The organism is Shimazuella kribbensis DSM 45090, from assembly GCF_000428065.1.
Lineage (GTDB): Bacteria > Bacillota > Bacilli > Thermoactinomycetales > Thermoactinomycetaceae > Shimazuella > Shimazuella kribbensis.
Map to the genome: position 1 here is coordinate 15325 of NZ_ATZF01000003.1, position 13967 is coordinate 29291.

Annotated in this window: 16 protein-coding genes; 9 read left to right on the forward strand and 7 right to left on the reverse strand. The window is 37.6% G+C overall.

Translation table 11 applies throughout. The annotated features are described in order from the left end of the window. Positions 1-134: 134 nt before the first annotated feature. Positions 135-1073 (forward strand): DoxX-like family protein, encoded by a 939-nt coding sequence (locus A3GQ_RS0105855; RefSeq protein ID WP_028776252.1) that lies wholly within the window; start codon positions 135-137, stop codon positions 1071-1073. Continuing rightward, complete coding sequence (locus tag A3GQ_RS0105860) at positions 1049-1663, forward strand: DUF4166 domain-containing protein (RefSeq protein WP_028776253.1); 615 nt, start codon at positions 1049-1051, stop codon at positions 1661-1663. The genes A3GQ_RS0105855 and A3GQ_RS0105860 overlap by 25 nt, the downstream gene beginning before the upstream one ends. 95 nt (positions 1664-1758) lie before the next feature. Here the strand turns inward: A3GQ_RS0105860 and gpr are convergent, their stop codons facing one another. After that, positions 1759-2553 carry a GPR endopeptidase gene (gpr, locus tag A3GQ_RS23565; RefSeq protein WP_051271275.1) on the reverse strand — a complete coding sequence of 265 codons (795 nt, stop codon included), beginning with the start codon at positions 2551-2553 and terminating at the stop codon, positions 1759-1761. 142 nt (positions 2554-2695) lie between these two features. Here gpr and rpsT point away from each other — a divergent pair, with 142 nt between their 5' ends. Both rpsT and A3GQ_RS0105875 read left to right on the forward strand, forming a co-directional pair. Beyond that, the gene (gene rpsT, locus A3GQ_RS0105870; protein ID WP_028776254.1) at positions 2696-2956 is read left to right on the forward strand and encodes a 30S ribosomal protein S20; all 261 of its coding nucleotides are present in this window, start codon (positions 2696-2698) and stop codon (positions 2954-2956) included. 100 nt (positions 2957-3056) lie between these two features. Continuing rightward, the gene (locus A3GQ_RS0105875) at positions 3057-3563 is read left to right on the forward strand and encodes a CcdC family protein (protein WP_028776255.1); all 507 of its coding nucleotides are present in this window, start codon (positions 3057-3059) and stop codon (positions 3561-3563) included. A gap of 9 nt (positions 3564-3572) precedes the next feature. Here A3GQ_RS0105875 and A3GQ_RS0105880 read toward each other — a convergent pair whose 3' ends face one another. Then, on the reverse strand, positions 3573-4595 hold the full coding sequence (locus A3GQ_RS0105880) for a sensor histidine kinase (RefSeq protein ID WP_028776256.1): 1023 nt from the start codon (positions 4593-4595) through the stop codon (positions 3573-3575). A 10-nt stretch (positions 4596-4605) separates the two neighbouring features. Beyond that, a complete protein-coding gene (locus tag A3GQ_RS0105885; protein ID WP_028776257.1) occupies positions 4606-5307 on the reverse strand; it encodes a LytR/AlgR family response regulator transcription factor in 702 nt (233 codons plus the stop codon). A 169-nt stretch (positions 5308-5476) separates the two neighbouring features. Here A3GQ_RS0105885 and A3GQ_RS0105890 point away from each other — a divergent pair, with 169 nt between their 5' ends. Next, positions 5477-6220, forward strand: a complete 744-nt coding sequence (locus A3GQ_RS0105890) for an ATP-binding cassette domain-containing protein (RefSeq protein ID WP_028776258.1) — start codon at positions 5477-5479, stop codon at positions 6218-6220. After that, positions 6217-7380 carry an ABC transporter permease gene (locus tag A3GQ_RS0105895; RefSeq protein ID WP_028776259.1) on the forward strand — a complete coding sequence of 388 codons (1164 nt, stop codon included), beginning with the start codon at positions 6217-6219 and terminating at the stop codon, positions 7378-7380. The genes A3GQ_RS0105890 and A3GQ_RS0105895 overlap by 4 nt, the downstream gene beginning before the upstream one ends. 193 nt (positions 7381-7573) lie before the next feature. Here the strand turns inward: A3GQ_RS0105895 and A3GQ_RS0105905 are convergent, their stop codons facing one another. Then, the gene (locus tag A3GQ_RS0105905; RefSeq protein WP_028776260.1) at positions 7574-8035 is read right to left on the reverse strand and encodes a 2-thiouracil desulfurase family protein; all 462 of its coding nucleotides are present in this window, start codon (positions 8033-8035) and stop codon (positions 7574-7576) included. Positions 8036-8223: 188 nt separating this feature from the next. Between A3GQ_RS0105905 and A3GQ_RS0105910 the strand changes: the two genes are divergently transcribed. Continuing rightward, on the forward strand, positions 8224-9510 hold the full coding sequence (locus A3GQ_RS0105910) for a phytoene desaturase family protein (protein ID WP_028776261.1): 1287 nt from the start codon (positions 8224-8226) through the stop codon (positions 9508-9510). Between the two features lie 5 nt (positions 9511-9515). On the opposite strand, the gene A3GQ_RS0105915 is transcribed toward A3GQ_RS0105910, so the two are convergent. Next, positions 9516-10895 (reverse strand): alanine/glycine:cation symporter family protein, encoded by a 1380-nt coding sequence (locus tag A3GQ_RS0105915; protein ID WP_028776262.1) that lies wholly within the window; start codon positions 10893-10895, stop codon positions 9516-9518. Positions 10896-11013: 118 nt separating this feature from the next. Between A3GQ_RS0105915 and A3GQ_RS0105920 the strand changes: the two genes are divergently transcribed. Both A3GQ_RS0105920 and A3GQ_RS0105925 read left to right on the forward strand, forming a co-directional pair. Continuing rightward, a complete protein-coding gene (locus tag A3GQ_RS0105920) occupies positions 11014-11652 on the forward strand; it encodes a LysE family translocator (protein ID WP_028776263.1) in 639 nt (212 codons plus the stop codon). A 102-nt stretch (positions 11653-11754) separates the two neighbouring features. Continuing rightward, complete coding sequence (locus A3GQ_RS0105925; protein WP_037464186.1) at positions 11755-12471, forward strand: YqcI/YcgG family protein; 717 nt, start codon at positions 11755-11757, stop codon at positions 12469-12471. Positions 12472-12533: 62 nt separating this feature from the next. Here A3GQ_RS0105925 and A3GQ_RS0105930 read toward each other — a convergent pair whose 3' ends face one another. After that, on the reverse strand, positions 12534-13166 hold the full coding sequence (locus tag A3GQ_RS0105930; protein ID WP_028776265.1) for an NAD(P)-dependent oxidoreductase: 633 nt from the start codon (positions 13164-13166) through the stop codon (positions 12534-12536). Positions 13167-13172: 6 nt separating this feature from the next. Next, a complete protein-coding gene (locus A3GQ_RS0105935) occupies positions 13173-13763 on the reverse strand; it encodes a CGNR zinc finger domain-containing protein (protein ID WP_028776266.1) in 591 nt (196 codons plus the stop codon). Positions 13764-13967 lie beyond the last annotated feature (204 nt).

The following is a 13967-nucleotide window of genomic DNA, read 5'->3' on the forward strand; positions in this document are numbered from 1 at the left end:
TTATAAAGAACAATCTAGCCTACTTCTGATTTTTTTGTTCTCAACATAATGTGTAAAAAGAAAAAGAATAAAATGAATTCATATCAAATGCATCGAATCCTATGTTACTTTAATAGCAGAGGAGTTGTGCCATTATGATAAACAAATCCATTTATGTTGAAATACCGATACAAGCAAATATAGACGAAGTATGGCGAAAGACTCAAAACCCTGAACTACATGAACAATGGGATTTGCGCTTTTCTTCTATCACCTATTTACCTAAAAAATCAGAGGAAGATCCGCAATCTTTTTCCTATCAAACGAAGATTGGATTTGGCGTGAAAATCGCTGGATGGGGTAAAAGTATAGGTACACATAATAAACAGAATGGTTCAAAAACATCATCACTTCACTTTGGTACAAATCAAAAAATATCGCCAATAACTGAAGGAAGAGGGTATTGGCGATATTTACCTACAAATAATGGTACTACCTTTCTAACCCAATATGACTATGAGGTACGCTATGGTTTAATAGGAAAGCTTTTGGATCTTTTATTTCGTCCAGTTATGGGATGGGCAACAGCTCTTAGCTTTGATGTGCTCAAACGCTGGATTGAAAAAGGAGAGACACCACGAACACAGTATGTACGTTTCTTTAGTAATACCATTGTAACAATGCTTTTTTTCTTTGTTTGGCTCTACCATGGATTAGTACCAAAAATCATTATCCAACATCATAAGGAAATATCGATGTTTTCCAATTTGACTTCCTTGAAAGGAGCTACTGCTGCAAACCTTGTGGGACTAGTGGGCTTACTCGAAATTTTGTTTGCATTCGCTTGGCTTCTTTACCGAAAGAAAAGGCATTTACTTGTTTTTCAGCTCATTCTTTTCCCACTATTAACGATCAGTGCCTTCGTTACAAATCCTCCGATCGCAACAGATCCGTTTAATCCGATCACATTTAATACCAGTCTTTGGGCCCTCTCCCTGATTGGCTTCTTATTAGCACATGATTTGCCCTCATCAAAAAGTTGCAGGCGTTCAAGAAAAGGTGATTCATCGTGTCCATCTACGAAAATCTCTTAGGTAAGGATTTCCAAAGGCTTCATCCTAAACTACAAGCGCGATATGCGTTTTCAATGGGAAAAACATTTTATGCAACAGGAACCATGTCAAAGATTGAAACGGGCGCTATTTGGATTAAACCTTTTTTGCAATTAGCAACCCATTGGAAGTTTCTCTTTCCCGAAAATGGAAAGGATGTGCCATTTACGATCCAAAATACTTGTCGGATATCGCCTACTGGTCAAGAAGAAATATATTGGGTGCGGACTTTTCAGTTTGAAAAGGTTACTCGATTTTTCATTGCATGTATGACTATGGATACCAAGCGTAGCGTAGTAAAGGATTATTTGGGGGAACCAAGCTTGTTTTACTCAGATTTAACGTTTACGGTGACACCTGAAGGACGTATGCAGATTCGCTCTGGTTCTCAACGTGTCGTCATCGGAAAGCTAGGGTTTCCCATTCATCCATTATTTCAAGGAGTTGTAACAGTTGAAGAAGGATACGATGATATGCGAGAAGTATTTACGATTCAAGTAGACATTCGAAACCGCTTAATAGGAAAGATAATGGTATATGATGGCGAGTTTAAAGTGCAGTCTCACTTTTAAATACCATTGCTTCTGTTTGGCTTCAGGCAAACTCACCCGTATTTTGATTTCCCTACCTTCTTACTTCTAGCCTACTTTTATATACATTTGCTTCCTTATTGGACTTGGAAAAGTCCTGGCAATTTTTTGAAGCATACTAGAAACAAGAATACCCGTATTATGATAACCATGGGAACTCCTACGGCTATAACCGGAACACCGAGTGTTTCTTGATTCAATTGCTTCCGTTTATTCCCCACACCGGCACCTGGGCTTATTCCGGTGTCTGTGACTTGGATGGTTGTGTTTACGCGAGACAAGGCGCGGGATGCTAACGAATCAAAGGCAATAACGACATCAGGCTTGGTCTCTTGAACAATTCCATAAATGATCTCACTTGTCTCCATCCCAGTAATCCCTAGGACTCCAGGTGAAACTGCTGCCACGGATCGATATCCATCTGCAACTTGATCAGGGGCGAGTACAAATAAATGCCTTGTCACCATAGATTGTTTGATCACTAGTGGACCAAGAGCGTCTGGGGTTACATTCCAATTTCCCAATCCAACTAACAAAATTTTGGCATTTGCATCGATGCCAACCTCTTGTAAAAACTGTGAAAATTGATTGGCAAAGTGGGTTGCTACCCTTTCTTGTAACATGCTGTCTTTTGATCTTAAGGCAGGCACCTCAATGGTTAAATATGTACCTGGAGCTTTGCCGATACGTTCTGATCCCTCTTGGTTCTCGACTTTAATCCAACTGGTACGAATTCCCTCTGCATCTGTTTCGTTCATGCGAATGCCTGGAATTTCATTATTTTGTTGCTGCTCTCTTGCCATATCATGGGCTTCTACTGCTAAATCGGTTCGAATATTGTAGGCACTCAAATCAATTTGATGTTCTTCCATCTAAGTTCAACTCCTGACATTTTCTCCTCCCTATTTTTCACTACTATCTGGCTATTATTCTTTACATTCCAAGACGTGCATGTTACAATGATGCATGTTGTTTTGTCGGAACCAACAGTTCTACTATGGAGGTGAAATAACTTTGGCTAACATTAAATCAGCTATCAAACGCGCAAAAACAAACGAAGCACAACGTCTTCACCGTTCTGCCCAAAAATCATCCATGCGTACTGCTGTAAAACGTTTTCTAACTGCTATCGAAAACAATGATAAAGAACAAGCGACTGGTCTTTTGAACACAGCTACCCGTACTTTGGATAAAGCAGTAACAAAAGGACTTATTCATAAAAATGCAGCTGCTCGCAAAAAATCTCGTCTTACACAAAAGTTACAAGCACTATAAGGTCGACCCTGCTATGGGGTCGCTTTTTCATATTTAACAGCTTTTTTTGATATACTAGAGTCAAGCTTTCCATTTTTGTGTGGATTAAGAGGTGCTGGACATGATAACTTTCTTTACCTTACATCTACATACAATCGCATCCATTGTCTTTATCTTCATGGCATTATCCATGATCTTTATCCGGATCAAAGCTGCAGATAAACCAACAAATGCCAAAAAAATCCTGATCCCTCCACTTGGAATGAGTACTGGATTTTTGATGTTTTTCTACCAACCGACGCACATCCCTTGGACGTGGGCAGGCATTGCTTTTTTATGTGGGGCAGTACTGTTTTCTATCCCACTCATCAAGACATCTAAGTTTGAACACCGTTCAGGTCAAATATACTTAAAGCGTTCTCCCGCGTTGGTTTTCATTTTGTTTGGACTTCTTGCAGTACGATTAGCATTGCATAGCTATATAGAACATTTTCTTTCTATTCCACAAACTGGTGGACTCTTCTTCATCTTAGCATTTGGAATGCTTGTACCTTGGCGGATCGCGATGTATCTGCAATATCAGAAATTGATCAAAGATGAAAAAATAGAACCCTTGCCAACGACATAATACCCAGCCTCATGAAGAGGTTGGGTTATTTATTATATGTTTGTTCTTTTGGTTTAAAATCAGTGGAAGCTTTATTTTTATGACTAACTCCTGATTCTGATAGCGATACGATAATTTTCCATTATGGGATTTTACGAGACTAGAAATGATAAATGTCCCAATCCCTTGATGATCGCCATTTTTTGAACTGTTTTCAAATTGATCAAATAACGTATCCAATATCGTTCTATCGTCAAAAAAAGCATTATTTTTTATTTCGACAATATAAATTCCACCATGAACTTCTGTATGAAGGCTGATAGCAGAGTGAGCAAATCGAGTATGAAAACTGCGTGTAGCATCAACTGCATTTTCTAACAGATTGGTAATCAATTGCACTTGGTTGAGTCGATTTATGGGCATTCTTGACACAGGTACATGTAAATGGTAATTCACTATAGTTCCTGTCTGCTCTGCAATTCTTTTATATTTCCATAAAATCGACGAGATATGTATTTTTTCCCCTTTTATTGTGTCATTCGTTTCCTTATATTCACCTAGTAAATCCTCAAAATATTGTCTTGCATCCTGATTCCTTTCCTGCTCTATAAAATAACCAATTGCACTTACATGTTTTAAAAAATCGTGACGTTGAGCTCGAATGGTCAAAAAATGCATATCCATCTCATTCATCTTGTTGGAAAGTTGGGCCAAATAATCTTTTTCCATCACTTGCACAGGATATTGTTTCAGACGTACTATTTCACATAAGATAACACCTAATATGGCAATAAATTGTATATGAAGCTGATTTGCAAATAAGATAATGAGTAAAAACAAACATTGAACAAACAAAAGGTATCCTGTTTTCTTCAACGGTAGAGCATGTAAAACAAAGGGTAGCCGCTTCACTTCTTTCCAATTAAAAACAAAATAACTAACACAGCTTATGAAGAATATCCCAGCCCATAACTGCGGCGATTGGTATAACAACTTCCCCCAGCTTGTTAAATGGATCACTACAATAATTGCAGGCAACAAATAATATTTCATGCAAATTCCCCTAGTTATAAAATCGATCTTGAAGTTTGTCTAGATTTGCTTTCGTAATAATCGCAGTATTTTTTGTACCCTGAAAGGAAACCGTATAGGAGTTCTTGGTATAAAGGGAAAAATTTTTTACATAATGAATATTGATGATAAAACCCCGATGAGCTCGAATAAAATGAGAACCGCTCAATTCTTCTTCTAGTTCATTTAACGTTTGATAGGTAGAATAGTTTTCTTCTTTTGTGAAAATAGTGGTCGTTCTATTTGTTCTTTCGATGTAAACAATATTTTTCTTGTCAATCAAAAAAATCTCTGATTTGTTTTTAAGAATGAGCTTCGTTTTATCCACTTTATCTTTTTTTTGTTGCAATCGATTGATTCCCCTCAGAAGCCGCTCCTTCGAGAAAGGTTTCATGATGTAATCCAAGACATCTAGTTCAAATGCATGAACAGCATAACCACTTTGTGCAGTTACAAATATCACCTTTATACCTAAACCATAACTACGAATAAAATCAGCGAGTTCATAGCCAGACAGGTCTGGCATTTCAATATCCGTGATGAGTAAATCGATGTTATTTTCTTTGATCAATTTATAAGCTTCTTCTGCATTATTCGTTGAGAAAACAATTTTTAAATGTGATTCATTTTCTAACGTAATATTGAGTTTTTCCAAGTCATATTTCTGATCATCTACTAGGCCTATCTTGATCATTTCTTTCACTCGTCTCACAGTCTGTTTCTTTTACTTTAACATGATTGAGATGTCATTGGACAGTTTCGCGACATCATAGGGCAGTTTTACGACAGAATCGATGTTTTCTTTGATTTATTTCTTTATGATAAAAACAGATCAAAGATACGAGGAACGAGGAGGGCAAAAGATGATAAGTGTTCAAAATGTTTCCAGATTTTTCACGGATAAGAAAAAAACAATTACAGCTTCAAAAAATATATCTTTTGAAATTAATAAAGGGGATGTTGTAGGGCTTTTAGGAGAAAATGGCGCTGGAAAAACAACCTTGCTTCGCATGATATCTGCTATTCTTCAGCCTTCAGAAGGTAGCATTCATTTAGATGGGATTGATATTCATAAGCATCCAATGAAAATCAAAGGAAAAATCGGAGTACTTTTTGGGAGTGAAACTGGCTTATATGACCGTTTAACGGCACGGGAAAACTTGACTTATTTTGCAAAACTATATGGACTTAGTCAACATGAAACCAAAGCAAGAGTGGATTACTTAACTGTTCGCTTTGGAATGAACGAATACTTGGATCGCAGAGTAGGTAATTTCTCCAAAGGAATGCGACAAAAAGTAACGATTGCGCGAACATTAATTCACGATCCACAGATTATTCTATTTGACGAACCAACTACAGGTCTAGACATCACATCAGCAAATATGTTTCGAGAACTTATCCATCAACTGCGAAAAGAAGGCAAAACAATCATTTTCTCTAGTCACATTATGGAAGAAGTGAAACAGCTTTGTCAGTCTGTCATTATGATCCATAAAGGCGAATTGATCTATAACGGTTCGATAGAGGATTTATATCAACAAGAAGAGAGCGATGATTTAAATTACATCTTTATGTCACGCATTATCAGGGGGAATAACTCATGACATGGCATGTATTTATAAAAGAATTAAAAGATTCACTTCGTGATCAGAAAACGATATTTTTAAGTGTTTTGCTCCCTATCTTATTCAATATCGGTATAGTGTATTTCATCGAAAATGTATTTATGGAAGATTCAAAGGAACAAGTAAAAGTAGCTGTATCAACCAAAACGGCCCCAGAAGTTTTGAGTTGGTTAAAGGATATCAAAGGAATCGAGATCATCTCTTCCCATGATCCTTTAGCAATGATCAAAGAAGGAGAAGCAACCGTTGCACTCTCATCTGATCCTGATTTCAGTCAAAAATTAAAAAGTAACGAAATTCCTGAGGTCGTTATTCAAGCTGATCCATCAAGTACCAAAGGCAGTAGTACGCAGGACAAAATAGCAGATGCTCTAACGATAAAAAGGGATGCATTTGTTAAACAACGATTAGTGGAAAATAATATTAACCCAAAAGAAATGGAACCATTTAAAATCAACACCAAAAGTATTATCGAAGGTGACGATATATCTCTTTACATGGTATCGATCTTCGCGCAACTCATTATTGTCCTTGCTGTTTTAATGGGTGGACTCCCAGCAGCCAATGATTTATTTGCAGGAGAAAAAGAACGAAAAACGATGGAAGCCTTACTTATGACTCCTGTAAATCGCCTTCATCTCATCATTGGTAAATGGTTAGCAATTGCAGTATTAAGTATGATAAGTGGGATTTTCTCTGTTATCACCTTCATTTTAGGGGTAAATCTGCTTACAGAAAATCTCGCAAAAGCACTCCGATTAGATCAAAACATTGGATTTTTCACGATCAGTCTCTTAGTGGGAATCATCTTCTTTGCCTTACTGGTTTCGAGTGTTCAAATGATTCTTAGTCTACTAGCTAATAATTTAAAAGAAGCTCAAAACTATATTACCCCTATCACAGCATTGGCAATGATACCGTATTTCTTACTTATTGGAACTTCAGCAAATGAGTTAACAACGACGCACTTCCTGATCCCGTTCATGAATATTTACGCATTGATCAAACAACTCATTTATGGAATTTACGACTTCACGAGCATTCTATTTGTGGTAGGAAGTTCCTCCATCTTCATTGTTCTAACCTTCTTCCTTGCTTATGCAATGTTTTTGAAAAGTAAGTGGGTACTTGGGAAATAATAAAAGAAGACATAGAGTTTCATCTCTATGTCTTCTTTTTGTAGCAAAAACGAATCCTTTTCCTTTTACCAATTATCTGTCCCAAACAAAAATAATTCTAGAATCGAAAACTTTTTTCGAAGTTGGTGGGTAGTAAGAAGTAAAAGAAGTAAGCTAGATGGAACGCCCTATTATGAAAAAAATCCACGAGGCTCTATTTGAATGTCGTTTCGTTTTCTGTTTCCTCTGATTTTACTTGAATGCCATTTCTCTTTAACAATGCAGCCGTAACTCCATTCCCTGCTTGTTTGATACCCTGAAAGGTTCCATTGTATATGACATTGCTACCGCATGAGGGACTTCTTTCTTTTAAAATCGCTTCGGTAGCTCCTACCGTTTTCGCAATACGAAGAACTTCTTCTGCCCCTCGTATAAATGCTTCTGTCACATCTTCTCCCTCCATGTTCATCACTTTTGCTTTGCCATCCAAAACATCTTCTCCTGTACCACCTATTATTTCGGCTGGGAGACGCGGAGTTGACAATCCACCAATTTGTTCGGGACAGATCGGGACAGCTTTCCCTTCTATCACCAATTGTTGAATGTCTGTATCCAAACTACTTTTCCCATCAAAACGGCAGTGAATTCCCATGAGACAGGCACTTACCAACTTCATGTGTTTCACTCTCCTATATGTCTAAATATTAAGAATATGATTGCGCTCTATCGAAATGGAAAAGAACTTGTTACAATGTATGGGATGAAAAGATCTTTTAATGAATGAATCCCTTTTTTTGTTGAAGAAGGGACTTTACCTATGTCTACGATACGATTGTAAAATGAAATTTGTAAAGGGTGTTTACCATGTCTTCATCTGTCGTTGTTGTTGGTGGAGGTTTAGCTGGCCTTTCCGCAGCAGCCCGGTTAGCCTACCACGGATATCAAGTAACCCTACTGGAAAAGGCGCCCAAATTAGGTGGTAGGGCTATCTCCATTCCCATGAAGGGATTTAATTTTAACTTTGGAGCACATGCCATCTATGCACGTGATAAGTCTATCTTGCGCAAGTTTGAAAAAGAAATCAAATTAGAAGTAGATTGGCGCGATTTCTCCCCTTCTAAAGCTTTTTATGACATGGGCACCTTCACTACTCCGATGCCTGCAACTCTAGAAGGGTTATATAAAACTAAAGTTCTAGATGCCGAAAATAAAGTACGATTTGCTGCTGAAATACTCAAAACATTAACATCTATTGAACGCGGAGAAGAGGGTGTATTAATCGGGGATTATCTAAAAAAACAGCCTGAGCAGATCCGAGAGTTGCTCTTAACTGTTGCCTCTTCTAACTTTTTTACCAATGAACCAGAAAATATTCCTTCCCCTCTGTTTTTTGCCTACTATAAAAGACTTTTCTCTACCCAGCGAGCTGTTGCGTATATTGGTGGCGGTTGGCAAGCAATTGTGGAATCATTTTCAAGTATTATTGAAAAAAATGGTGGAACAATCGTTACCAAAGCAAAAATCGATCGAATTGATGTAGAAGATAATAAAATCAAAACCATTTATGGCAAAGAACAGTCTTATGAAGCGGATGCATTCATTTTTTGTATCCCACCAAAAGAACTTGGAAAGTTATTTGCTGAAACAAAACACGCTTCTTTGTTTACTAGTTATTCGCAATATCAACCAACGCAAGTTGTTGTTTATGATATTGGTCTATCTGAAAGAATCGCAAGCCCATATACGTACATTTATCACAAAGGGGAACGTGTATTTATTACGGATATTTCCCATTATGATAAAACCTGTATCCCTGAAGGTGGACAATTGATGCAGGCAGTCGCTTATCTAAATGAAGAAGAAATTCAGGCAGGAAAAGCAGATGAGAAAGTAGCGATTATTGAATCTGTTTATGATAAGCACCTAGCAGGCTGGCGAGATGTACTTGTGGCCAAGCGTCTCTCCAAAAAAGCAACCGTACAAGAAATTAAAAGCATACATGATCAACAACTCATGCCTGTTCAGTTTTATAGCTTAAAAGATACATATTTTGCAGGTGACTGGTGTCATGGGGAAGGACAGTTGTCTGAGTTATCCTTTACATCGGCGTATGAAGTCACAAATCGGATCATGAAACACGAAAATAACTAGTTTTTTTAGATAGCCTCTTCTAGGCTGTCTTTTTTTCTTTTTTCCATATAATGATCAGTGAGCTCGCATACTTTTTTCCCTAGGAACAAAATTGCTAATACATTGGGAACCAAAATGACAGCAATCATTAAGTCCAACAATTTCCACAGAAGGGTTAATGCACCTGTAGCACCGATGACGATGGCAATCAAATAAATAAATCGCATGGTTAACTGCAATTTTCGTCCAGACAAAATCAAGGCCTGCTGTTCTCCATAAAAAATAATGACATTTAACGTAGCAATAACGAAGAAAAATAAGAGCAAGGAAATAAACCAATCACTTAAGGTATGTCCAAATACATTTTGAAAAGCATAAATCACCATACTAGGTGCCTCTTTAGAAGGTGTCTTTGTCCAAACGCCTGAAGTTAAGACCACAAAACCACTCAGTGTACAGATGATTAACGTATCGATGGTTACAGTAATAATAGCCCAAAATGCCTGTTGTGGAGGATATTTCACAGAGGCTGTTGCGTTTGCTATGGAACCAGTCCCAAGTCCAATCTCAGATGTATACAGTCCTCTAGCAAAACCCCATCGCATAGCGAGGACAACAGATGCACCTGTAAAGGTTCCAATAGCTGCAGATGGATGAAAAGCATGTGTAAAAATCAATAGAAAGGCAGGGATGATTTGATCATAATAAAACCCTATCACAATCAAACATGTGATGACATAAAGAATCACCAATATTGGTAGTAACTTTTCATTCACCTTTCCCATCCGCTTCATACCACCAAACACAATAAGTGCCGTTATAATAGAAGTAGCGATTCCGACCCACCAAGAAGGAAAAGAAAAAGCCTTTACAATCGGCTCTGCTACTGAGTTTGCTTGAACCATACAACTTGGAATAATCTCCAATAATAACCCTACACCATACAAGACACTTATCCCTTTCCAACCTAACCCCTTTTTCATATAGGACATAGGCCCTCCAACCCATTCATCCTGCTTGTTTTTCTCTCGGTATGCTAAACCCAAAACTATCTCTGCATATAACAAAGACATTCCAATCAAAGCTACTACCCACATCCAAAATAGCGCACCGGGACCTCCAAGACTAATCGCAACAGGCACACCAACAATATTAGTCGCTCCAGCTGTTGCTGCTAAAGAGGATGAAAAAGCCTGAAATGGAGTCAAAGCACCTTCAGGCAGAGAGGTGGATGGCTTTTTAAATATCTTACCAATGGTTTCTTTTATGATAATAAGAAAATAGCGAACCGGAAGGACCTTAAGACGAATCGTAAAGTAACATCCTGCTAGCAATAAAAAAACAACCATAGGAAAACCCCAGGTAAAATCTGATATTTTCTCTATTCCATTTTCAATTTTATGCATGATCCAAGCTCCTACGATCCTCTTTCACCTTATCTTTTGTAAATTTATCGTTCCTATTCTAAATTGATTAGGTTGCTCATCTACTAGTAAAAAGATGGACAAGAAAGGATTACCGAACATGGAGCTATTACTAAGCCATTTTTTGCTAGGAATATCTTTTGCCGTTCCTATGGGGCCAGTAAATTTTGAAATTGTCCGAAGAGGAATCGATCAAGGCTTTCTCTGCGCTTGGATTGTTTCATTAGGAGCGATTACAGCTGATATCTTTTACTTGATCGCGATCAATCAAGGTATCTCCACATGGATGTCGATTCAATGGCTTCAAATTACTCTCACTTGGTTAGGTGCATTATTTTTTATAAAACTCAGTTATTCTAGTATAAAAGGCTCTTTGATCAAAGAAGAGGAGCAGGCTATTCTTCGCATTGCTGCTCAACAACCTAGTAAGTGGAACGCATTTTGGACTGGATTTCTCATCTCACTAATGAATCCAATAAGTTTTCTTTTTTGGCTAGGAGTATATGGTTCACTTTATGTCAATCTGATCAAAGAACATGATACAAGCCTTATCATGACTAGCATTTTCTTTCTTTTTCTTGGTATTGCAGTGTGGAATATTAATGTAGCAACAACGGTTCATATTAGTAGGAGATTTTTGCAAGACAAGGCGATTCGCATTATTACATTCCTAACAGGACTCATCTTGCTTGGATTTGGCTTGAAATTTCTCTTTAAAGGTATCTCTTATTTTTTTTAATACACTATCCCATTAAAAAAGGATGGTGTTTTTTATTTTTTACAAAAGTCATGTCTTTCTTTATTTCACATATTTATTCTAGTTAGAGAGGGGTGCATCTTGATGGTTACTTTGATAGATCAAGAGTTAATAAAAAACGCTGGTTCATTTCTACCAGACTGGTTTCACACACAATATCAAACATTCCGCAGTACTGTCCTTCAACCTACTTTTCCTTGTTACTTTGGAATGAATGGTGAAAAAAAAGGTGAACTTCGTTATGGATTTATCTCACAAGATGATTGGAGTAATCTACCAGAAACATTGAAAGAGTTCCATGAATTAATGAAAGAACGCCCTCTTGTTCGTCGAGGGTTATTTATCTTTGTAGAACCTGAAAAAGAAGAAAAATCACTCTCATATTACCGTGATTACTTTTGGAACGTTTTGCAATATCTCCATGAAAAAGATGAGAAACCTTGGCCAGAACACATCCCAAAAGATCCAGAGCACTATTTATGGACATTTGGATTTCATGGTGAAACTTATTTTGCTTTTGGTAATTGCCCTGCTTATAAACAAAGAAAAACAAGAGATCTAGGCAATAGCTTGATTATCGGATTTCAACCTCGTGTAATATTTGAGGGATTAGAAGGTACAAGCGAATGGGGCTCGATGTCTCGGGAAAAAGTGAGAGAAAGAGTAGCTGTCTGGGATAATCTTCCCAAACATCCTGATATCTCTCACTATGGAGACCCTACACATCATGAATGGAAACAGTTTTTCATTGGTGATGACATTGTTCCAATCCGAGGAAAATGTCCTTTTCAACCTAAATAATTCGAGAAAAAACGATTGATTGGTCATTACCAACAATCGTTTTTGGTCTGCTTATCTGGCTGTTATTCTTCCGAACCAACGGTAAAACGCATATTTTTATGTTTTGGGTGTTCTATTTCATCTAGTACAGCTACAGCAAAATCTTCATAGCTCACATAGCTTTTTCCCTTAGCATTGATGAGCAACTGATCTGTCCCAAGCGTATAATTGCCGGTTCTTTTCCCAAGGGCAAAGATGGCAGATGGACTGATAAAGGTCCAATTTAAATCTTTCGTATTCTGCAAGATCTCTAGATTTTTAGCTTGATTTGTCGCTGTTGGCAATACTTCTTTTGGAAATCCAGGAGTATCCACGACTTTTGTCGTTTTTGCTTCATCTACAAATAAACTTCCCGCACCACCTACTACTAAAAGCCTCGTATCAGTATGCTTCAAAGCGTCAATCAACACATTTCCAGCATCCACATGCAAGTACTCTTTGCCAAATGGTGCCCCAAATGCATTTACTACTACATCAAAGGACTTCAAATCATCAGAAGTTAATGCAAATACATCTTTCTCGATAACATCACTAGCAGAAACCGTCAGCTTTGTCTTGTCCCTTACAATCGCGGTAGCGTGATGCCCTCTTTCCAATACTTCTTGTAAAATATTTCGTCCTGCTTTTCCCGTCGCTCCAATGACCGCTATTTTCATGTATACTTACCCCTTATTTTGTTTTTTTCGCGCATAAAATTCAGCAGCTTTTGTGCGATTTCCACAAGTACTCATCCTACACCATCTCCTTCTGCCGCTTTTGGATGTATCGATGAAAGAAAGAATACAGTTTTCATGTTCGCACTCACGAATCCGATCTGGTGAGATGGTTTGAACTGTCTCCAATAACGATTGGATAATATGATAGGTCACATGATCAATTGGATTGGTCCCTGCGAAATCAATTTCCCATTTCTCTTTTTTGTTCACCAAATTAGGATGCACCATTACATCTCTTAGTATTTTATCTAACGATGATAGAAGGGTTTTGGACAAAGATTCTCTCTTCTTCAAATCTGAGATAGCTGTTCTGCTCAAGATACGAAGTTCATGCAATCTACTACTTACTTGCTCCCATGTATCGGATTCATCTAACTTTGATCGATCCTGTGCTAGCACCAGTTCATTTACTTCTAGCCAACGTTTTGCCGCTTCAGGATTATCCAGTAAATCTGCACGCTTTTTGTTGTGATTTGCGATCGTGTTACACAAGTTGATCCAAAGCGCACCACCTACTGTAAAACTGGATTCATCCATGCTTGTCCCTCATTTATTTTCAAAAATTTGATCAGTAATGCTACTGATTTGAAAAAATTGTTTTCCTTTAGCTTAATTCTATTTAACTATAACTCTTAATTATAAAAATAAAAGGTTATACTCAAAATAATGTGCGGGGCTTGGCACCACGATGTGGTGGCCAAGCCCCTTTAAACTCAGCTCGATCAGTTAGCAAGGCCACTG